The organism is Kribbella sp. NPDC051620, from assembly GCF_044453825.1.
Lineage (GTDB): Bacteria > Actinomycetota > Actinomycetes > Propionibacteriales > Kribbellaceae > Kribbella.
The window spans coordinates 479,663-501,910 of the sequence record NZ_JBITDB010000001.1 but is presented as its reverse complement, the minus strand read 5'-3'; the positions used below and the strand labels follow the sequence as shown (position 1 = coordinate 501,910).

The following is a 22,248-nucleotide window of genomic DNA, read 5'->3' as shown; positions in this document are numbered from 1 at the left end:
ACGGGGTCGGGGACGGGGTCGGGGGTCGGGGGTCGGGGACGGGGATCGGGGACGGGGATCGGGGACGAGCGCGGACAGGTTTACGCGACTGCCTCGGGTGGGTCGGACAGGCCGAGGATGTTCAGCAGTACTGCGACCATGCCGGCGGCCGTGGTGGTGCCCTCGGCGAGCAGGTTCACCACCGAACCCTGACCGTTTCCACGGACGATCACCGCCCCGCGGACGACCCCGTTGGCATTCGGATCGAAGCGAACCGTCACCGACGTCGCATCCCCAGGCGCGATCACCAGCGGCAACGCCGGCAACCCCGGCAGCGAGAATCGGTTGCTCCCGGCAACATCAAGCTGCACGGTGTCGACGGTCAGCGGCGCACTGCCCAGATTGCGGATCTCCAGCGGCAGGTCCCCCGGCGCCCCGGTCCGTACCAGACCGAACTCCAGGAACGCCCGGACGCTCAACCGCGGCCGCCCAGCAGCGATCCCGAATCCCGTTGCCCGCACCGTGATCGCACCGTGCTCGGGATCATCGGAGCGAACGATCAACTCCGTCCCGCGATCCCCCGCCGCCCCCGGCGTGAACGAGACCTCCACGGCCCGATGCTCACCGCTCGCGAGCGCTAGCGGGAAGTTCAGCGGCCCGGCAGGCACGGCCTGCACCGCGAAATCGCCGGCCACACCGAAGATCTCGGACACCGTCACCCCGGCACTGCCGATGCTGTGCAGGACGATCCGCCGCCGGGTCGTCGTCGCAACCTGCTGTTCACCGAAGCCCAGATCGGCCTCGACCAGAAGACTCGGCCCAGCCGGTACTTCGAACTCCCACGCGCTACGTCCATACGTACCGACTCGAATCACCTGCGGCCGGACCGCGGGATCGACTGTGTTGTCCAGTTCCAACGCCTGGCACGACACGTTCGGAAGATTCGGCCCGACCCGTTCCCAGACCGAGCCGGCGCCAAGGCGCAAGACGCCGATGTCGGAGGCAACCAACAACCTCGAAGGCCCGCCGGTCACCCGCTCCCAGCCCAGACCCATCACCGGAATGTCGGGCAGATTGCCCAGCGGCGCGTTGAAGACTCCACCGACCTCCTGCCACGGCGCGACCCCGCCAACGGTGATCCCGCCGGCCGTGGTCAGGAACACGTGCCGCGTACGCCGCTCCGTCGCCGTCTCGCTGTATCCGGCAACCACCACAGCCACCGTCGTCCCAGCCGCGACGGCTGGATCCGAACGGATCGCGGCGATCGGTCCCCGGGCGCCGATGTTGTTGACGTAGTTGTTCGCTGCCCCCAGGAACGAGTTGCCACCGTTGTTGCTGAAGCGCACGGTCCCCGCCCTGAACGGCACCCTGCTCCCGGCGATGCCGACCCAGAGTTGGTTGGCCGCCGGCGCATGCAGCGCGGAGATCGGATCATTGAAGGTGGCCACGCTGACAAAAGTGATGCCACCGTTCGTACTGCGGAACAACTGGTTGTCGAACGAGACGAAGACCGTTGTAGAGACCGCGCCCGCCACCGGCACCAAGGCAACTCGCTGCCGGTTCGTACCGCCCAGAGGCAACCCGCGACCGATCGTCTGCCCGCTGGCTCGCGGCACCGCCCCGGACACGCCGTTTCCAGCAACTCCGACCAACTCGAAGCTGTTCGCATCCAGCACCCGGATCGCCTGCCCAGCAACGTTGGCGGCCAGGTTGCCGGTCACTCCGGTGACCGTCACGTTGTCCCCGGAGACGAAGCCATGCCCTTGCGCCGTAACCACGATCGGGTTCGTGTTCTCGGCCCGGAACACCGGAACCGTGCCGGCCACCGCCGGTCCCCGCAGCCGGCCGGTTCCCGCCACGTACGCAGGCTGGGCCGACCCGTCCGAGCCGTTCAGCGACAGCCGGGTCGGCGAGACCACCGTCACCACCCAGCTCGGGGTGGCGACGGAGTTGTTCGCGGCGACGTTTCCGGCGACACCGTCGATCCGCACCTTCTGCCCGGTCGCGCAGCCGTGCGGGACGGCCGTCTCGATCTCGATCGGCGCCGCGAGCGTGGCCGCCGTGACGTTCAGCTCGGCCAGGTACCGGTCGCCGGCCACCTGCGGACCGGCGCCGAACGCCGCCACCACGGTCCCGTTCTTCCCGTTCAGGGTGAACTCGCGCGGGTTCAGCACGGTGACCACGTTGCCGCCGTTGGCGATCCCGCCGCCACCGGTGACGTTGGAGATGAACACGCCGTCGCCGGTCCGGAACGAGTGCCCCGAGGTGACCACCCGGACCGGATTCTCGTTGTGGATCGAGACGATCTGGTGCCGGGCGGGGATCGGGAAACCGCTGTCGAGGAACGTCCGGCCGCCGTTGGTCGACCGGATGAAACGGCCGCCGTCGAAGCCGTAGACGATGTCGGGGTTGAACGAGTCCACCGCGACGTCCCCGCCGTCACCGTCGATGCCGGCGGTCCAGGCGCCGATCGCGTCGCCGCGCCGGTGCCCCGCCGTACCGGTGTCCTGCATGCCGGCGAAGACGACTTCGTTGGTACCAGCCCCGCGGCCGATGTCCATTCCGCGCAGCAGCGAGGTGGCGAGGCCTTCGTTGAGCTGGTCGAACGTCATCGTGCCACCGATTCCGTTGACCGCGCCGACGCTGCCGGTCCGGTTGATCCCGCCGTCCGTGCCCAGGTACACGGGAGTGGGCGACACCGGCGTGACCCCGGACCAGTCCCAACGGGTCGGTGGTGCGAAGACGAGTTCGTGGTGATCCCAGTGCGCGAGCGTCGTGCTCGGCGAGCTGCCGAAGCCGGCGATCGCATCCATTCCGCCCCGGGTGGCCGGCGTGACCGCTGGGAAGGTGCCGCCGCCGTCGGTCGAGCGCCACAGCTGCTGGAACCCTGCATAGACGACCTGCGGATGCTGCGGATCGACCCCGAGCGTCAGGTTGTAGACGATGTTCGCCAGGCCGTCGGCAGCGGCGCGCGCGTTCAACGCCGGACGCGGCGCCCAGGTCGCGCCGAAGTCGTCGCTGCGGAACAGCCCGACGAAGGTGCTGGAGCCGATGAACTCGCTGTCCTGTACGGAGGCGTACAAGGTTCGCGTCCGCGGCAGCAGCGACTGCGCGAACACGACTCGGCCGAAACCCAGTCCGGGGGCCACACCGCCCCCATGCGCGAGCAGGTTGTCGGACTGCATCAGCTCGCCGGTCGAGGTGATGGTCAGCCGGAAGAGCCCGCGATCGGGGTTGGTCGAGGCGGTGCGGAAGGTCCGGCCGCCACTGGCGAAGTACACCGTGTTGAACGCGTCCGCCGGTCCGATGACGGTCGCGCCCACTCCCCCGTACGCCGCATTGAGCGCAAGACCCGCGATCCGGAAGTGATCGTTGTCGACCCTGATCGCGCGACCGGAGTTGTTGGGCGCGTTGATGCCCGGCAACCCCAAAACAGTGACCAGATCGCCGTCAAACCCATGGCCGACGACGGTGAGGTTGATCCCTCCCCCGCCGTTCGCCGCCGCGGTGATCGGAGCGGCGGGCGCGTGCTGCGGCCCGTCGACGATGCCGGTCGCGGCGACATACGCGCCGTTGCCGCGGGAGCCGACCAAGGAGAACGTGTCCGGCGTGAGCACCCGGATCGACCAGGACCGGTTGGCCGCGGTGTTGCCCTGTACGCCGCTTACAGCAACGATGTCGCCCGTGATGAAGCCGTGCGCTGCCGACGTGATCACGATCGGGTTGGGCGCGGCCGGATTGCTCGCGCCCGTCACCGGCTTCGTCGACGGATGGGACGGACCCCAGGCGAACCCGCTCGTGGCACCGCCACCGGCGCCGTGGGACGTGCGCAGGGTGAACTTGTCGTCGTCGACCCGGTCGATCAGCCAACTGCCGTTGGCCTGCTGATTCGGCGCGACCCCACCGACGATCACCCGATCGCCGGTGGCGAACCCGTGCCGCACCGCCGTCACCTCGATCGGATCGGCGTTGCTCGCCCCGGTCACCCGAGTGGTCCGGTACCAGCCCTGGTCGACCTCCAACGCGGAGATCACGCCGAGCCGGATCGGCCTGCCGTCGTCGTACGCCGGATGGTTGGCCCCGAAGTTCCGGCCACCGTCGGCCGAGTAGTACAGCCCGGCCTGCGACGCGACGAGCAGCGTGCCACCGGTCGGGCAGACCATCCGGATGATGCCCCGGTCACTCAGGAACGGTGGCTGTCGAGCGTCAAACAGCGTCGCGCCGGCCCCGCCGTACGCCGCGTTCATGGTGGCGCCGGGGATCCGCAGGGTGTTGGCGTCGATCCGGGTCGAGTCGCCCTCGCCGACCGCTCCGACCACCCCCGGAAGCCCTACGGCGGCGACGCGATCCCCGGTCGAGTAGCCGTGACCCGCGACCGTCACCCGGACCCCGCCGCCGTTGTTGACCGCGGCGGTGATCGCTTGCGGCGGCCGGCCCGCCGGCGACGTGAGCCGCGACCAGGTGACCCCGCCGTCGACCGACTTGAACAGGCCGGCTGACTTCGGCAGGCCGCCGGCGCCTTCGAACAGGTTGCCCGTACCGACGTACAGGATGTTCGGGTCGACCGGATCCAAGGCGATCGCACCGATGGCCATCGCCGACAGCTGGTCGGTGAGCGGCGACCAGCTCACGCCGTCGTCCCGCGACTTCCAGACTCCGCCGTTGCCGGTGGCGATGTAGATGACCTTGTCGGGGCCCGGTCGCGGATCGATCGCGATGTCGACGACCTCGCCGCTGTCCGGCCCGGTACCGAGGAAGATCTGCTCGTTCCCGACCAGCAGCGGCGCCGGGCCGACCTGCTTCCACCGGCCCGGTCCGGCGTAGTTCAGCGCGCCGACGTCACGGACCGCGTACCGCCAGCGCCGGTTGTCGATCCGCCCGCGCCGGTCGGACTGCAGCGCTTGCAGGGCTTCCGGTTTGCGTTCGGACTCGCCTTCGTTGGCGTCGTTCTCGAACCGTGGCTCGCTCACGATTCCTCCTCGGGGGTGAGCTTGAGCCAGCCCTCCTGCCCCTCGGACGGGTCCGGCGGGATCCGCGCGTCCGAGGTCGAGTTCACGATCGGGTCCTCGGCCCAGGTGGTGGCGTCGGCTCGGTGGTTCCAGGTCCAGGTACCGCGGATGTCGGCCGCGATCGGCATCCTGATCAGCTTCGGATCGACGAGTACCGGGCCGAACCGGAACACCGGTGCCAGCCGGGACAGGCCGGGCGCGACCCAGGAACGCCGCATGCCGATCTCCTTGCGGGGCAGGAAACCGGTGGTCGCGTGGACGACACTGTGTGGCTCCATCAGCAACGTCAGCCAGACGTCTTGCTGCGGTTGGACCCACAGCACCCCGCTCGTGTCGACGTACGGATGGTCGACCGGCGTCGACCCCGGCTGAGCGATGACGCCGAGGTCAGTTGCGAAGTCGGTGTAGTAGTCGGACGTACTGGAGGCCTGACCGTTGAAGCCCTGGTGTGGCCCGACCGGCCGGGCGAAGTCGGCGGCGGCCGGGTCGGAGACGTGCAGGGTGCGGTAGTCGTCTCCGACGAAGTACCCGAGCAGACCGTCCTGCCAGTGCGCGAGCGCCCCGACCCGGACCGGGACGCGGATGCCACGGACCAGGTCCGGCGCGACCGGCTCGTCGACCTCGACCCGGATCAGCGCCCGGAGGACGGCGATCGGATGGCCGACCAGCAACGCGAGATGCTCCTCACCGATGTGGCCGAACGGATCGACGGACCACAGCGACGAGTCGACGATCCGCAGCAGCGACGAGAGGGCCGTATCCACCGCCGGGGCATCCGGCGTCGCGTCGACCACGCCCCAGTCGAGCAGTCCCTGGGCGATCCCGGCGAGATGCCGGTTGCCGATGGTGCCGGACGGCGCGGAGCCGAGGTTGGTCGGCTGGCCCGGCGAGTCCTCCCAGACGATCCCGGCGCCCACCCCGGTACCTGCCTCGACATCGAGCCGCCCGCCGTCGAAGCGGACCGCGCCCAAGCCGACGCCGTCGGCAGCGTGGAACTGGAGATCGCCGTCGAGGTGATTGGGCAGTACGAACCCGCACACTGGGCTGGTCGCATCGTTCGCCTCAACCACATCGTCGGTGGCCGAGACGAACCGGAACCACAGCCGGCTCGGAGCAGTGAACCGTGGCGCCAGCTCGACCAGGTCCGGCCGATCCGCGACGGTCAGCGGCTCGGTCCGCATGATCAGCTCGGGTTTGGCGGGCTCGGTGGCACTGGACCCGGCCAGATCGAGCACCTGACCGAAGCAGTCGACCAGCCGGAGCCGCTTGACCTTCAGGAACCCCGACCGCACTGGCCAGAAGTCAGCGGGCACCACCCCGTCGGCAGGCTTCGCGACGCCGTCGGCCACGAACCCTGATCGCAGGATCGAGTTGAACCGGTCCATCGCCCCGACCAGGACGTCCATCTTCTCCAGCTCATCGGCGATGTGGTCCAGATCTGCGTCGTCCGCTGCCCGCTGCGTCTGCAGCGAGGCCATCGTGCTGATCTGGCTCACCATCTCCAGAGCCGCCTGCGAGTGGAAGGCATGCGTGGTCTTCGGCGTCAGCGAGATCGAGCCCGCACTCTGCTGCGCCTGCTCCAGCACATCCCGGACGGTCGACGCGGCGACCTGAGCCGCACCGCCACCGAGGAGGGCACGGCCCCGCAACGTCCGTACACCGCTCTGAGTCCCGTCCGGCAGGCTGTCCGGCACCGCGTCGAAGTCGATCTCCTCCAACTGCCAGTCGGCGAACTCGGGCGAGCTGTAGAGCTCCACTTCCCAGTCCAGATGCAGTGGCACCCAAGGAATCCTGGGCAACGCGACAGCCATTGCCGCCGGCAACGTTCCGGCGAATCCGCTCAACGAGAGCAGCGGTCCAATGTCCCGCCGGTCATCGCGCGCGACCTGCCAGACGGTTTGCTCGACGGCGAACACCTCGGCCGCCTGATCCAGCGCCGCCGCGTCGAATCTGGCGTTACCGCCGAACCGGGACCGCACGGCTACCGGTGCGCTGCCGGGGTCGAGCAGCGCCAGCTCGCGAACGAGGTCGTCGCATTCGACCGGCACGCCGCCATGGTCGACCCTCCGATCGAGAAGATCCTCGCCACGGACCGCCGCGCCCGGCAAGTTGACCAACCGCCGCGGCGCGAGGCCGGTCACCGTGTGCCCGCTGAGCCGGCAGACCAGCTTCTGCGTCTCGGCGTACATGCCGTCGAAGCCGTGCTTGAACGCGCGGCCGCCACCCTCAATCAGGAACACCGGGTCGGCCGGCACGAAGAACCGCGGCAGCGCTCGCTTGGCATCGATCGTCTGGGTTACCGGCTCGGCATTGGGCGCCGACGGAACCCTGACGGTGACCTCCTCGACGGACTTGATCGCCTGCAGCACCTTGTCCATCGCGCCGATCCCGAGCTTGGGCGAGCCGTGAGCAATCGGAGTCGTCCCGGTGCTGGCGACCAGCACGCCGTCGAAATGCGTCTTGCTCAGCAACTTGCCGGGTCTGCGACCGCCACCCGATCTGCCACGGAAGACGCCGGGATCGGTCTTCGACGGATCCGGTACCACCGAACTCGGCTGGACGGATGCGGTCTGCGTCACCGGCTCCGTGACCACCCCACCAGGCAGCCCGGCGAACCCGCTGGCATGCAACCGGCTGTCGATCCGGGCAGCGCTGTCGGGCATGTCCAATTCGTCCGTACCACCGAGCAGTACCGCCTCGAGGATCCGGGCCTCGTCCGCGTTGCCCTGGTTGGCCGCCAGCCGCGCAGCCAGCGCTTCGGTCAGTGTGTTCCCGATGGTGACCGTGACCGCGTTGGCGTCCGGCGGACCACCGACCACGCCACCGAGCAGGCCTTCCGGAGCAACCGGCAAGCCTGCGTCGGGCCAGCCCAGTCCGACGACCGCGCCGTGGTAGAGGGTCAGCTGCGGCCACGACACTGCTTGCGCCAGCCACTTGCCAAGCGCTGGGATCCCCGCGCTGGTCAGCTGTGTGGAGGTCTCACCGAAGGCGCCGTCGGCCACGATCTTCTTGCCGACGGCCGGGTCGGACTGAACCGCGAACCGGCTCTCCCGCGCCACCAGTCCCACGGTGCCGGCCGCCTTGACCCGGTTCTGCGCGTAGACGAACGCCGTCTCGATGTCGGCCGGGTTGACCTCCCAGCCGAGCCCGTCCAGCCGGGTCTCGAACTGGGTCGGCGACCTCAGGTTCTCGCCGATCGGATCGTCGACCATCCGGCTGTGCCAGCCACACACCAGATAGGCCAGCGGCCCCCGGACATCGCCTTGCTTTCCGAGCCCGCCCAGCTGGCTCAGGTCGTCGTAGAAGCCGAGTCGGCCCTCGACGTTGTCGAAGTACGCCGACCAAGCGGTGTCGCCGTGTCCGAGAGCGGTCAGCGGCTCCTGCCCAGGCACAGTGGTGGACTCCGGGTCGACCGGCTCGGTCCACTCGTCGAGCGGTACGACGGTCGGCGTCTCGTCACCCGCTTCGATCACCCAGCCGCTGACGGCACGCCGCGTCCCTTCCTTGCCCGACGACAGTCGGATCACCAGCCAGCGGTCCGGTACGGCGGGAAAAGCCACGTCGCCGCTGGCCGCAGTACCGCTGCCCCGGGTGAGCGCATCGGGCAAGGCCCAGTGCAGGTAGACGCCCGGCTTCCGCGGTTCGCGTTCGGCGAACGGCTCGGCCAGCAACTCGTACGCGAGTCTGTCGCTCCCGGTCTCCGGCACCTCCATCGCGACCTTGGCCCAGGTCCCTTCCTCCTTGCGGACCACCAGCGCGTCCAGCTGGATGGGTACCAGTACCCGCGGCGTGCGCGGCACCTTCGGGTTCCAGCTGGCGATCATGCCCGGCGTCATGCCATGCGCCAGCGACAGCGAGATCAGCTTCGGATCGATGGCCATCACAACACCCCCAGGACCGTCTTCACGCTGCTCAGCACGAGCGGCTGCTGCACCGTGAAGGTGACGTTCACGAACGCGAGATCGTGGCCCGGTACGCCGGTGTCGGCGAAGTCCTCGGTACCTTCGAAGTGCTGCCGCCACGGCGGATCGAGCACCGAGATCGCGAACGACCCCGAGCCCTCCTGGACCACCGACGTCGGGTTGGCCGCATGCGCGCCGATCAACGCCTCTCGCAGCGCGGCGACCCGGATCACGTCCGAGTGCCGCTTCCGGGTCGGCACCGTCACCTGGACGGCCCGCCCGTTCTTCACGATCTGCTGGCCGTGCCCGTCCCGCAACGGCACCTTGAGCTGCGACCCGACGTGCCGCACCCCGAACTGCACCCCGTGGTGCGGCTCTTCGAGGATCACCATCTTCGGCTCGGTCTCGAACAGCGCGATCATCAGGGACGGCGCCAGCAACTCGAGCCGGAGCAGCTTCAGCTGGTGCCCGACAGCGTTGGCCGAGGACGTCTCGAACGGCTCGGCGATGGTGACGTCGTAGCCGCGGACGTCCATGTGCGGCCACTGCTTGACCGCGCTGGACCGCAGCAGGAAGCCGGTGATCAGCTTGGCCCCTCGCTGGTCGGCGTCGCTGACGGCTTTGGCGTCGTAGAAGTCCTTGCCCCGCTGGAGACTCCGGACCATCCGCTCGCTCTGGTCGAGCAGTTGGTGCAGGGCGCTGCCGCGCGCTTGGTAGTGCGCCTCTTCGCGCGACCCGATCTGGCCGACCGCGAGCCCGCCGTCGACCAGCCGGTCGGTCCAGGAGCGGTCGACGTAGAAGAACCGGATCGACTCCGGCGGCAGCATCCGGTCGTCTGGGATCAGGTACTCGAACGGCACCCCGACCAGCAACCGGAGATGAGCCAGGAACGACTCCATGTACGGCGGAAGGTCGCCGTCGGGTTGCAGGACCGACGTCTGCGCCGGGTCCTTGAGCCGGGTGAACAACGCCTCGCGGGCGGTGGTGGCCGGAAGTCTCATTGAACGCCTCCAGGCTCCTGCAGGTTGGCGAACGCCCGCTGCCGCAGCTCGGCCAGCGCCGCCAGCCCCGCTTGGTCGGACAGCACTTGATCGAGGTTGGTGGTCGGGGCTGCCCTGCCGCCGTCGACCAGGACCGACTGGGTGAGCGCGACATCGGCGCCGAGCAGCCGTACGGCGTCGTCAATCGTTTTCAGCGCGAACGCCTTGGCCACTCGTTCGGGTTGCAGCAGCGGGCTGGCCAGCAGCGCGTCGACGCCGAACGGATCGGTCGGTGGCGCGATGCCCTTGGTCACCTTCTCCAGTACGTCGACCGAGTACCGCAACGCGACCGGATCCAGCGGGTTCTCGATCAGGCTCAGCCGCATCGCCACCCGCAGCAGATCGATCGCGGACTGCCGGGCGCTGGATCGGAACGACCCGCGGCGCCAGCGCATCAGCTCCTGCGCGAGCCGGGCATCTGCCGCGGCCAGCAGACGACCGACTTCGAAGGCGGCGGCGTACGAAATGTTCTCCGCGCCGGTCTCCGCGACGACCCGGCGTGCCTGGTCGGCGCTGTGGTACGGCCCGAGCGCGTCGCGGGTGAGCGGTTGCGCTACGAGCGGGCCGCGGTACCAGCTTTGCTCGGGTGCTCCGAGCCGGTCGGTGACGTCGATCTTGATGTGCCCGGTGTCGGTGACCTCGAGCTTGGTGGCCGGCTCGACGTCGCCGATCATGCCGACGTCCAGCCCCTGCATCAACTGGCGGAAGGTGCCATCGCCTTCACAGGTGAAGGTCCAGCTGTACAGGAGTACCAGCTGCGCCTTGGGATACAGCACCGCGGTGATGCCGGCATTGACGTTGGCGTTGACGCTGACACCGGCGGTGGCCGTGACGCTCCCGATGGCCGTGGCATTCCCGGTGGCCGTGATGTTCGCGGTGCCGGCGAAGGTGTTGCCGACCACCAGTTCCTGGGCGGGGAACTTCGCGAACTTGTCGGCCTCGGACGCGATCACGCTGGTTCCGAGCGAACTCTTGCTCAAGGCAAAGGTTTCGGAGATCTCGGCGACGGCGGCGTTCTGGAAGATGTCGGAGCCGGTGTCGGCGTAGTCGGTGACCGGGAGCAGGTCGGTCCGCTCCTCGACCGAGACCAGGCAGCACACGTAGTCCGCGCCCGACCGCGGCACCCGGTTGCTCATCACGACGGCGAAGTAGCCGTCCGAGTCCCCCGCCGCCAGCTCGCGATCATCGACGTTGACCTGGCGCACATGGGTGAGCAGTTGCAGCTCCTCGGGCATCGGCAGGATCTCTTTGAGGAACTGCTGGTCGGCCTCGACGGCATCGCAGCGGATACCGCTGGGCTGGCCGAGCCGGACGAACACGTCATGCGGGACCACGTCGGTCAGGGCGAGGTTGCGCCGGATCGTGCACTCGGACTGCTCGAACATGACGAGTGCCAGGAACGGGTACGGCGTCTCGTCGGCTCCCACCGTGTAGGCGTCGCCGAGCGGTCGTTCCCAGGGCAGCGTGCGACGGCCGAGGGCGACATGTGGCAGCGCGGAGTCGAAGGGGCCATGACCGTTGCGGGGCGGGAAGACCCCGGCGACCTCGTTCGGCGCCAGGGCGAACCGCGGGCCCTCGACGTCGAAGAAGAAGTCCTGGCCGGGCAGCGGTTGCCCGGTACCGTCGATGGCGACCTCGGTCCCCACCCGCATCCGGTACTCGCCGGCGGTCAGTGGCGGCCGGATGTAGTCGAAGAGGATCATCTCGCCGACGCGCGGATCAACCATTGCTCAACCTCACAGAGACGCTCCCGTCCACGGTCAGTTGCTCGGGCCCGACCACCTCGGTCAAGGTCGAGCCGTTGAGAGTCGTCGCCCAGTTGGCCGCCGTCCCGGTGCCACCGACTACTCCGGACAAGACGATCGGTTGCGTCGCGCCTGGTGGCGTGAGCAGTCCGACGGTGACGGAGACGCGATCGGTGTCGCCGGCATCGGAGCGGCGGCGTACGTCGTACAGGAAGAGGGTTCGGCTGCCGGCCGTGACTTGGATCGGCGGGCCGGCAACTCGCACCTGCTCGGTGTTCAGGATCACCGACTCGGGGCCGAGCCGGGTGGCGTCGGGGTTGTCGATCAGTACGCCGATCACGGAGACGACCGGTCCGAAGTCGGTCTGGACGACCTCCTGCGCCAGCAACGCGCGCGAGACGGTGATCATCCCGGTCGCGGCCGCGTGCCCACGGATGGCGGCCCCGATCGGCTTCGACAACGAGACGACGGCTCCCCTGGCCAGCAAGGTCGTCGGCCCCACCTGAACCAACTCCGCCCCAAGCTGCCACCCGAGAACCGGCAGCGCGCTCGAGGTCGCCACGGCGGCTGTGATGGCACTCGTTCCGCGAACAGGCGTGCCGTCCGCGTTCTTGGCCAGACCGGCGCCCAGCCGGCCGAGAGCGGTGACCGCGACCATCGCGCAGCCGCTGGCGACCTTGAACTGCAACTGGTCCTCTGCTGCCTCCTGGTCGACCAGCACAGTGCCCGCTGTGCTCAACTCGGTGACCCGGACGGCGGAGTTGCCGGCGATGTCGAGGTACCAGTCCTGCGCCGGCGGTACCTCCCACACCTGGGTGGCGCCGGCGCGGACGGTCACGCCTTCTTTGCGGACCTGCTCGGCGAGTACGGCCATCGAGGCCGCGACTGCGCGACCGGTCGGTGCGCCGAGGTCCGGTGTGCGGAGGGTGCGGGCGGAGCGAGCGGCGCGGGTCGGTTGGGGGGTGCCGGCGAGGTTCTTGGTGAGCAACGCGAAGCCGGGTGCGTCGTACGAGGTGATCAAGTCGTTGCGCACATCGACCACGGGCAGCTCGGCCGCGCCGAGACGTGTGAGCGGAATGGTGCTTCGGGCAACTGTTTGCTGGCCGGCCACGACTGCTTGGCGCTGCACCATCGACCGAAGCCGCGGCCTGGCCAGGAAGACCGGCTTCACGTCGCCTACCCGGATCGGTGGCGGAGCAAGGCCGGCGCCCTGGTCTTCCAACGTGAATCCCTCGGACAGCGCCGACAGCGTCGGCGGCGCGGACCGCCGCGTGACCAGCACGTTCAGCGCCACCGGTCCATAGCCGTTCTGCCGCAGGCCGCTGTCCTTGCGGAGGTCCTGGAACTCGACGGCACCGCCCGCGGCCACGGAACCGACGATCGTGCCCAAGCCGGTGAGCAGCGTCCCCGTGTTCACCCCGTTGGCGACCTGTGCCAGCTCCAGCCAGGCCGCGCCGGCCTGGAGTACCGCGGTGATGTGACCCGGGTTCCGCCGGGCGAAGGGCAGCGGCCGGAAGTTGCTGGCATCGACCAGCTTGCCGATCGGAATGACGTCGCTCGCGTTCTGCAGCCCGGCGACACCTTCCAGAACGATGCCGGTCAACGCAGGCAGTGTGTTGGAGGCGGCGGGCGGCTTCAGGTCCGGGAAGTAGTGGTATGTCGCTTCGGAGAACTGCCCGATGATCGGCGTCAGCCGGAACAGCCGCTCGTCGATCTCCAGCGAGTCGTCGGCCGGGTTCTGGCTGCGCGGGATCAGATCGACGAAGCTCGAAGAGTTCTCCGGCTTCTTCGCCAGCACGACCCGGTGCAGCGCCGTGATCTTGTCGGAGCTCTTGTACATCGGGGCCAGGTCGAAGTCGTAGGTCGCGGCCAGATCGGCGTACCGGCCGAAGATGACGGCGGGCATCTGGTTCTCGGCGACGTCGTTGTTCAGTTGGAGGGCGAAGCCGCGAGCAGCCATCCGGGTCTCGGTCCGGAACGACCATTCGGCCGCCAACCGCCACGGCTGTTCCGCGGTACCGGGTGCCACGGCCGCGCCGGCCGGCTCGGCGGGCAGCAAACCGGTCGACACCTGTGCGCTGACCGACGCGCTGTTCGGATCGCCGGAACGTACGTAGGTGTTGACGAATTCGTCCCAGTGCTTGGCCGGCGGCAGCGCTTGGGCGTCGTCGCCGAACGGCACGGTCACCGAGGTGACGCCGAGATCGGCGGTCACCGTACCGTGGAACGGCGGCCCTTCCAGATGCAGCTTGGCGCCGACGGAGACGCTGATCTCGATCGTGCAGCAGGCGAAGAAGCAGATCCGGATCCGCAGCCGGGCGCCGACCGAGATCCCGACGTCGACGATGTAGTGGAACGGGTCCCACGAGATCAGGATGTCGGTGTAGGCGCTGAACCAGACCTGGATCCAGTCCGGTCCGTAGGTGGCCTCCATCCGGACCCCGGTCATCACCGCGGTGTTGGTCAGCGCGAAGTACGACTCGCCCTTGATGTGCACGACGCCGAGGAAGTCCCAGCGGAAGCCGACCCGTGGCACCACCGGGTACTCCGGCAGCGGTTTGAAGGCCGGGTGGTAGCCGCCGACGGTGAGCAGGAACTGCGACTTGCGGAACCACATGAAGAACGCGAAACCGCCGGTCAGCTGGCAGTCCGGGGTGATCAGCCAGGAGTTGTCGGTGAGCTGGGCCTGGACCGAGAACAGGCCTTCCGAGGTGGAGAAGCGGGCCTTCAGCGCGAGCTCGATGCTGACGATGGCGAACTCGTCGGACGGCAACGCCATCCGGGCGACGCCGATCAGGCCGATGTCCACGCCGGAGTCCAGCGCCACGTAGAGCACGGCGGTGATGTTGACGAGCTCGAACGACGTACCGCGGATGCCCGCTGCCAGCCACAGCGCACCGCGGGCGGGAGGCGTCTGCTGGCGGAACTCGAACAGCGCCTGCATCGGGTTGTTGGCCAGCGCCTCGGGCCGGTCGAGCGCCTTGACCAGCATGAAGTTCGGGATCTGGTTCATGTCCTCCGGCACGATCAGCCGGCGGTTGTAGCCGAGGCCGATGGCGAGGCCGGTCAGGTTGATCAGCGGGGGCAGGCCGATCGGTACGAACACGCCGCCGTAGATCGCGAACGAGGTGTACTCGTCGGCGCCGCTGCCGACCACGCTGTACGAGCCGATCACGACCGCGCCGATGGTGCCGATCTTGATCAGCAGCATCCCGTCGTACTCGATCGGCGGCCCGTCGAACTTCACCAACCCACCGGCGATCGAGATGGCCGGGCCGCTGTAGCCGATGGCCAGCCCCTTCAGGTCCAGCGACCACTGGGTCGGGTCGGTCACGTGGGCATAGGGAATGGTGACGGTGAGGTCGTCGACCTCGGCGCTGAGCCCGGCGATCGTGACGCCGCCGTCGATCGCCAGCGAGATGGCGGTGTTGGTCACGCCGAGGCCGATCTCGGCGATGTAGATCGGGCCGAAGCCGGCATGGATCGGGATCCAGAAGATGCCGGCCTGCCCGCCGACCAGGACCCGGAGCGGGCCGCCGGCGTTCTCCGGGTGGTCCCAGTACCAGACGTCGAGGTCGGCGCTCGGATTGACCGATTGGCTGTCGCCGCTGGTACCACCGGACGACAACAAGTTGGAGGCGACCGGGTTGGACCCGCCGCCGGCGTCGAGCGCGGCACCGATGGGCAGGCCGAAGCCGCCCAGTTCGAGGCCTGCCCCGCCGTGCAGGATCTGGAAGCCGGCAGCCGTTTCGAGATCGAGGAAGAGCAGCGCCCGGACCGATCCCAACCGGAGGAAGCTCTCCGCCACCAGCGCCGTGCCGTCGCCCTTGGCCAGGCCGATGCCGACCCCGTGCAGGCGCAACCCGAAGTCGAAGTCGACCGAATCGCCGCCGATGTCGACGAGCAGAATCTCGAGGCCTTCCGCCGCGGCCGCTCCCCAGGCCGAGGGCGCGCCGAAGAGGATCTGCAACTCAAGCTCACCGAGACCGATCGCCTGGTAGCCGGTCAGACCGAGGCCCACTCGACCGGAGTGCCCGACCAGACTGAGGTTCAGTGTTCCGATCGGAAGGTCCAACTGGCCGGCCGCGCCCGCGACGAATCCGGCGAGCATCTCGAAGACGTTCGGCAGCGTCTCGACCACTTCACCGCTCGCCAGGATGCCGGCGTCGGTCAGCGCGGTCTCCTGCGTGGGTCCGTCGGTCCAGAGTTTGCGAGTCAGTACATCCGTTAGCGCGCTCACCGCGACCCGGATCACGAGTGGCAAAGCGGCGCCGACGAGGATCGTCTCGGCGGCCGCTGGGCTTGTCGTCAGCGCGAAGTCGGGCGCGAGCTGGACCACCAGCGGGCCGTCGAGGCTTCCGCTGCTGAGCGGCAGGAACCGTACCCGGAAGCTCAGTGGCGGGCCGCTGACGACGTCGATCGCCAGCCGGGGCACGACGGTGACGCCGAGGTCGCTGAGATCGAGTCCGATCGAGCTGCCGACGGTCACACCGGTGTCGTCGACAAGGACGTTCGCGGTCAGCGCCAGCGGCGCATCGGCCGGTACGAGATCAACGAGCGCGACTGCGACCGTCGGGCCGTTGTCGCTCCATCCCGCACTGATCTGGATCCTGCCGCTGCCGGCCGTCAACTCATGGGTCCACCGAACCAGCCCGTTGACGCTCTGCAGGGACAGAGCCGGGATCAGGTTGAGCAGGTCGGCGACCGCGGCGGCGATCCCGGCGCGACGCGTGCTGTCTATGCTGGTGAACCATGCGCCGTCGAGCATCGCGGTGAATTCGGCGGTATGAGCGGAGAAGTGACCGGCCGCGTCGTACACGCCCAGATGCGTGGCCGCTTGCAGGGTGTGGACGAGCCACGGGTCGCGCGGCTCGGGGAAACTGGTGAGCGCCTCGTCGAGGACAGCGGGGAGCAAGGCTCCGGCGGCGCCACGGAGAGCACCCAGACCGCTGAAGGTCGGCAGCAAGGTGATCGGGGGGACGCCTTGGGGCGTGACCACCAGCGTCACCCCATCGGGGCCGACGCCGAACGTGATGGCGACGTGTGGCCAGGATCCGCTGAGCGGCGTACTGATGGTGACCGTGCCGCCTGGCGCGACATGGCGGGTGGCGTCGATGTCGAGGGTGAGGCCGACGGCCAGTACGCCCTCGATCGGTGTCGTCGTACCGATCGCGATCCGGGCTGACTGCGGGGCCGCCCCTGGCCCAGCGGTGACCGTGACGCCCGCCGGCAACTGGAGGCCGAGGCCGGTGGGCAGACCGATGGCACTGTTCAGGGTGGTGAGCAGACCGGAGAGCTTGGCCGGGTCGAGACCGCCATCGAGTGCGCCGAGAGCACCGGCCAGGAACTCACCTGGCGTCTGGAGCAACTGCAGAAGCTGACCGATCTTCAAGCCAGGCACGAGTTCGGCGAGGACGTTGCCTAGTACTCCGCTCACCAGTACCTGAGGCAGCGCAGTGTCGAGCTTGGCAGCGAGGTCGCCGATCAACGGGGTTGGGAGGAGGGTGAGGTCGGTGACGAAGGGGGCGGCGTCGAGCTGGATCGTTCCGTCGACGGTTCGGTAGGTCAGGGCTACCGGGCCGAGGTGGACGACCAGCTCGGCGGTGGGCTGGAACGCGGGCAGCAGGAGATCGATGTCGGCGCTGACGCTGATCAACGGTGGCTCGACCACACCGAGGGCAGTGCCCGTCTCAATCCCGGTACGCCAGGTGCCATCGGCCTGGCGTCGGATGAACAGCGCGTACGGTGAACCCGGTGGCGCCCAGACGTACGCCAGTTCCTGCGTACTGACCGGGGTGAACGAGAGGTCGCCGACCAGCCCGGCCCAACCGTCCGGCCGTGCCAATGCTGCCGGTATCCGCGCTCGGAGGTAGCCGACGGGGTCGGTCCGCAGCGCCGCGAAGCCGTCGCCGGACAGGCCGGTGATCCCCTGCGCGTCGGTACTGACCAAGTCGAGTGCGCCGAGGGCTGCCGCGAGGGTGGAGACCGGGAGACTCGCACTGTCGGTGCTCGCCAGCGCGGCGTCGAAGGCCGCGCCGATCAGACTGGCCGTGCGCGGATCGGTCAGGTCTGCGGTCGGTACCGTCACACCACGCCAGGCTGCCTGATCCAGCCGCGCGTCCAAGATCGCCTGGATGCCAGCGCCGCCGGTGCCGGATCCGGTTGCGGTCAGGCTGATGAGTAGGCGGCGGAGGCGGCCGTCTACGGCGCTCGGTCCCGCTTGCCCGACGATCCAACCGCCGCTGCGGAACAGGTCCAGCTCGACCCTGAGTAACTGTGCCGGTCGCGGCGCCGCCGGCGGTGAATCGCCGAGCGGGATCTGACCGAGGCCGAAACGCACCCGCGCCTCGGCCTGCGGCGAACCGGCGGGCGGGTTTCCGATCGACAGCGGCATCGCCATTCCGTAGGCCAGGTGACTCGGGGCTGGCCTTGCCTGACCGCTGAGTTGTTGAAGGTAGGCGCTCAGTCCGGTCTGCAAGAAGGTGAAGACGTCGTCGGAACAGACGCCGGCGATCGTCATCACCGGGATGTCGCCCAGGTCGTACGGCGCGGTCAGGGTGAAGGAGGACGCTGGATACGGATCGGGCGTGGCCAGCGCGCCGGGCGCGATCGGTGGCTCGTAGCCCTCCAGACCTTGTTTCAGATGATCGAGCGCGTCGCGCAGCGGCGACGCCTGGAGTCCGGCTCGAACGCTGGTGGCCAGCCGGATCGCATCGCCGACAGCGGGGTCGGCGAGGAAGGCGAGTGGGGTGCCGAGGTGCGGCGTACCGACGGTGATGACGCCTTGCACCCTGGTCGGGTGGTCCGCGGCGAAGCGTCGCGCGGCCAGGCCCGCGTACGAATGCGCGACCACAATCACCGGTCCGGGGTGGAGAACCTCAAGCCGGTCAGCGATGTGGGCGATCTGATCGGCGAGGTAGGCGACATCGCCTCGGCGATCGTCGGCCAGGTCGGCCGTGTAATAGTCGGCGACCGCGGTCACGCTGTCCAGCGCAATCGTGCGCGGGTCGATGCCGGCCGTCCGGAGGGCGAAGTGCGCGTTGGGATCAGTGGGACCTTGCAGAGCCGGGGCGGCCAGCAGGTCGGCCCAGCTCCCGGCGTTGCCGAAGGCCGGTCCGATCAGCAGGACCGTTCGCGGGCCGGCGCCGTGCAGGGCCTCGACCTGGTTCAGGATGGCGGCGATCGCGTCCGGGTGCCGCGGGAGTTCGAGGTGGGCCGCGTCGACCTCGGCGCCTTGGACCCAGCCGAAGATGTCGGGGCTTTGCGCGTCGCGCGGTACGACGCCATCGCCGGCGTTGAGTTGGACCTGCAGCGATCGGAGTTGAGCGGCGATGTCTCGTACGGTCAGGCCTTTGACCAGGGAACTGATCGAGGGGTCGAACCAACCGAGCTGAACGAACACCTCGGCCAGGCCGGCGAAGTCGGTCGCCGCATCGACGCGGTTGCGCATGCCGGTCAGCCAGTCGATCGGCGGTCCTGCTGGTTCGAGCCAAAGTTCCAGGTCCGGTCCGATGTCGTCGCCGTCGGCATCCTTGGTCCCGCCCGGCCACGGCACTCGCCACGGGTCGCCGAACGTCCCGCCGCCGATCAGGAACGACGGCAACTGCGGATCGAGCTCCGTCGACAGCCCACCAACAAGCTCGTCGAAAGCGCCGGTGCCCAGCGATGCGAGGTACTGCAACAGCAGAGCGGCACTGAGCTCGCCGTCGGCGCCGACGTGAGTCACCAACCGGCCGAGCCAACTGCGGACGGCACCCAATGGGTCCTGGAAGAGCAGACCAGGTTGGGCCGGATCGACCAGACTCGGGATCTCGGCGTCCAAGCCGGGAAGGCGGTGATGAAGTCCGAGCAACGCAGTCGCCAGGTCTGCCTGCGGACCGGCGATGCTTGCGAGCATCGAGAGCAGCAGGCGGAAGACGTTCTCCAGGTCGGTGACGGTCAGCCCGAGCGCCGCGGCCGTCGCCGGCAGGTTGGTCAGATCGAAGGGCGCGGCGGGCGGAAGCTGTACGGCGGCGAGCGTGATGCTCTCTCCGTCGGCGGTGAGCGTCAGGCCATGGGCGTGAATGTCCCAACCGAAAGGCTGTCCCGGCTGCCAGCCCGCGGCCAGCGTGAGGTCGTCGAGGCTGATCGCGATCGGGCCGGCGGCGGCATCGAGCGCCGGACTGAGCACAAGCGACAACCGCTGCGCGCCGATGAACGAGACAGTTGCCGAGCCGGTCGTCGGCAGATCGAACGTCAGTACTTCGCTGGTCAACGCCAGCGTCGAGCCGGCCGGCTCAGCGGCCAGCCGCAGTCCGATCCGCAACTGCTCGGTGGTCGGTGTGTCCGGATGGGGTTGGTGCCAGGCGGCCAACTGCAGGGTGGCGCCGTCCGCGATCGCGATCTCGACGGTCCAGGGCTGTGCGGCGGTGCCTGATCCGGAGACGGCGTCGGGCAGGCCGATCACCTGGGCGATCTCGCGCAGGATCAGGTTCCATCGGTCGGCATCGCCGAGCACGGCTCGGTGGTAGTTCTCGATCGCTCGGGCGGGGTCGACGACCAGCTTGGCCAGGTCAAGTTGGTGCGGCCACGCGGCGACTGGATTGCCGGGGTTCGCTGGGTCCTCAGGCGGTACGAGGCCTGCGATCGCTGCTAGCCGGCGACCGACGTCGGTGCCCAGCGCAGAGTTGATGGCGGCGACGACGGCATTGGCGGCGGCCGCTTCCACGCTGTCGACATTCGTCAGGTCCAGTACCGGGTACGGCGTACCGGCGAGCCGGTTGTCGAGGAGTTGGAGGACGGGCTTGAGGGTGGAACCGTCCCAGCCGATCCCGGCCTCGACGGTGCCGACGCGGACTTGGGGGTTGTCGACGAGAGGGGTGTTCGATGCGCCGGTCAGTCGGAACAATGCTCGCGCTTCGGGGAGTACGCGCGCGTGGCTCGTGCCGGACAGCGGTACGTCTGCGATCACGCAGCTTGCGTCGGCGCTGACCGTCGGACCGACGTTGGCACTCACTTCGACGCCGAACCCGAAGCGGGCGAAACCGTCGGCTGCCGGGTCGCCTGCGCGGGCGACTGTTCCGTACAGCTCACCGAGGCCGGCGAGGTCGAGCAGGCTGATGCGCCACGGGTGGACCAGGGTGCCGGTACCGGAGAAGGCGGACGTCGTACCGAGGAGTCCGGCGAGATGCTCGAGCCACTCCCCTGCGGGCAAGGCTGCCAGCCAGTTCTGTACGGCGGCCGGGCCGTCGGCCAGCTCGGCGAAGGGGAACGCCGGGATGCCGCTGCCGTCGGCCAGCCCGAACAGGCCGAGGAGGTGGTCCGCCAGCATGGTCAGCGTCGGGTCCGGGCCGACCTCCGCGAGCACGACCTTCAGCAGGGCGGCGAGCAGATCCGGCGCCTCCCGGCCGAGCTCGTCGACGTCGAGAACCTTGTCGATCGGTGGTTCGCCGTTGAGGCTGAGGCCTTCGAGCACGATCTCGAGGCCGAAGCTCGGATGAGTCGGGTCCGGCACGATGCTGCACCGGGCGACGATGGCGGCCAGCCCGATCGGTTGGGCCGGCGGGGTGAAGGCGGTCTCGATCCGGACCTCGGCGGTGATCGGGTGGGCGGCCGTGCCGATCACCAGGTCGAGCGTCGAACCACCCGAAAGGATGTCCGCCTGGACCCGCAGCCGGCCGGGTACAGGTGAGGTACTGCTGTGGAACTCGCCGCCGACACCGAGGAGCAGGCTCGAGCCGGTGTCGTTCAGCGTCAGGTAGAGGTTGCCACCGGTGAGGTCGCCCAGGAGTGGATGCCATTTCTCTGCGGCCGGGCGACCGGGCTGCTGGACCGGTACCAGCGCCAGGTCGCAGAACCGCGCAAGTGCGGCCCGTTGGTCGGCGTTCTGGACGATCCCCTGCAGCCGGGTGAGCGGCGCCGAAAACCACCCGACATCCAGGTCGCCACTGCCATCGACAAGCCCGATCGCCTGCGCCAGCAACCCGAGCTCATCCGACCCCCCGAGATCGAAACTCATCCCTCATCCCCCTCCGGTACTTCGGTCGGCCGCGCGCGATGGTGCTGCTCGGCCAACTCCCGCACCGAAACCTCTTGCCGCGCCCCGAACAGGAATCGATCCGGCCCGATCTCGACAGAGGCCGGCGCCAGCCCATGGCTGTCCGCATGACTCACCAGCAGCCGAACCAGCGCCGCCCAGATCACGTCGCGAAACAACGTCCCCCACCGCGCCGCGATCGCCGGATGCCCCAACGCCCCTTCGTCGGTGGCGGCAACCAGCGACGCCGGATCCTGACGCCCACCGAACACGAACCGCACGATCAACGGCGCAACGCCGAACTCCGCCGACTCCGTATCAACGGCCACCACGATCGTGTTCTGCAATGCCCGCAACTGCAGCTTCCCCACATGCAGCACGATCTGCGACCCGCGATCACTCCAGACCACCGCGGACGCGCCCGCATTGCGCGACCCCGTCAACGCGTTCTGAAGCGCCGCCGTCACCACATCCACGCGCAGCTCATCACGCCGCGCATCAGCCCCCGCCGCGAAAACATCGCTCATCGCCGGCCCATCCGTCGAATTCCCGGCACCC

At 69.1% G+C, this 22,248-nt stretch carries 6 protein-coding genes; all 6 read right to left on the bottom strand.

Features of this window, described 5'->3' with window-relative positions; all coding sequences use genetic code 11:
• Window positions 1-80 precede the first annotated feature (80 nt).
• From ACIA12_RS02240 to ACIA12_RS02215, 6 genes are read right to left on the bottom strand one after another with little or no spacing between them, the layout of a single operon-like run.
• Window positions 81-4,949, bottom strand: a complete 4,869-nt coding sequence (locus tag ACIA12_RS02240) for a choice-of-anchor D domain-containing protein (RefSeq protein WP_396364971.1) — start codon at window positions 4,947-4,949, stop codon at window positions 81-83.
• Window positions 4,946-8,869 (bottom strand): hypothetical protein, encoded by a 3,924-nt coding sequence (locus tag ACIA12_RS02235; protein ID WP_396364970.1) that lies wholly within the window; start codon window positions 8,867-8,869, stop codon window positions 4,946-4,948. The genes ACIA12_RS02240 and ACIA12_RS02235 overlap by 4 nt, the downstream gene beginning before the upstream one ends.
• Complete coding sequence (locus tag ACIA12_RS02230; RefSeq protein ID WP_396364969.1) at window positions 8,869-9,891, bottom strand: hypothetical protein; 1,023 nt, start codon at window positions 9,889-9,891, stop codon at window positions 8,869-8,871. The genes ACIA12_RS02235 and ACIA12_RS02230 overlap by 1 nt, the downstream gene beginning before the upstream one ends.
• Complete coding sequence (locus ACIA12_RS02225; protein WP_396364968.1) at window positions 9,888-11,657, bottom strand: hypothetical protein; 1,770 nt, start codon at window positions 11,655-11,657, stop codon at window positions 9,888-9,890. The genes ACIA12_RS02230 and ACIA12_RS02225 overlap by 4 nt, the downstream gene beginning before the upstream one ends.
• The gene (locus tag ACIA12_RS02220) at window positions 11,650-21,672 is read right to left on the bottom strand and encodes an alpha/beta fold hydrolase (protein WP_396364967.1); all 10,023 of its coding nucleotides are present in this window, start codon (window positions 21,670-21,672) and stop codon (window positions 11,650-11,652) included. Before ACIA12_RS02220 ends, ACIA12_RS02225 begins: the two co-directional genes overlap by 8 nt.
• The gene (locus tag ACIA12_RS02215) at window positions 21,669-22,217 is read right to left on the bottom strand and encodes a hypothetical protein (protein ID WP_396364966.1); all 549 of its coding nucleotides are present in this window, start codon (window positions 22,215-22,217) and stop codon (window positions 21,669-21,671) included. Before ACIA12_RS02215 ends, ACIA12_RS02220 begins: the two co-directional genes overlap by 4 nt.
• Between the last annotated feature and the right edge of the window lie 31 nt (window positions 22,218-22,248).

Coding starts and splice junctions, on each gene's coding strand:
- ACIA12_RS02235 (WP_396364970.1), bottom strand. CDS start 8,869: ATGGCCATCGATCCGAAGCTGATCTCGCTGTCGCTGGCGCATGGCATG.
- ACIA12_RS02230 (WP_396364969.1), bottom strand. CDS start 9,891: ATGAGACTTCCGGCCACCACCGCCCGCGAGGCGTTGTTCACCCGGCTC.
- ACIA12_RS02225 (WP_396364968.1), bottom strand. CDS start 11,657: ATGGTTGATCCGCGCGTCGGCGAGATGATCCTCTTCGACTACATCCGG.
- ACIA12_RS02220 (WP_396364967.1), bottom strand. CDS start 21,672: ATGAGTTTCGATCTCGGGGGGTCGGATGAGCTCGGGTTGCTGGCGCAG.
- ACIA12_RS02215 (WP_396364966.1), bottom strand. CDS start 22,217: ATGAGCGATGTTTTCGCGGCGGGGGCTGATGCGCGGCGTGATGAGCTG.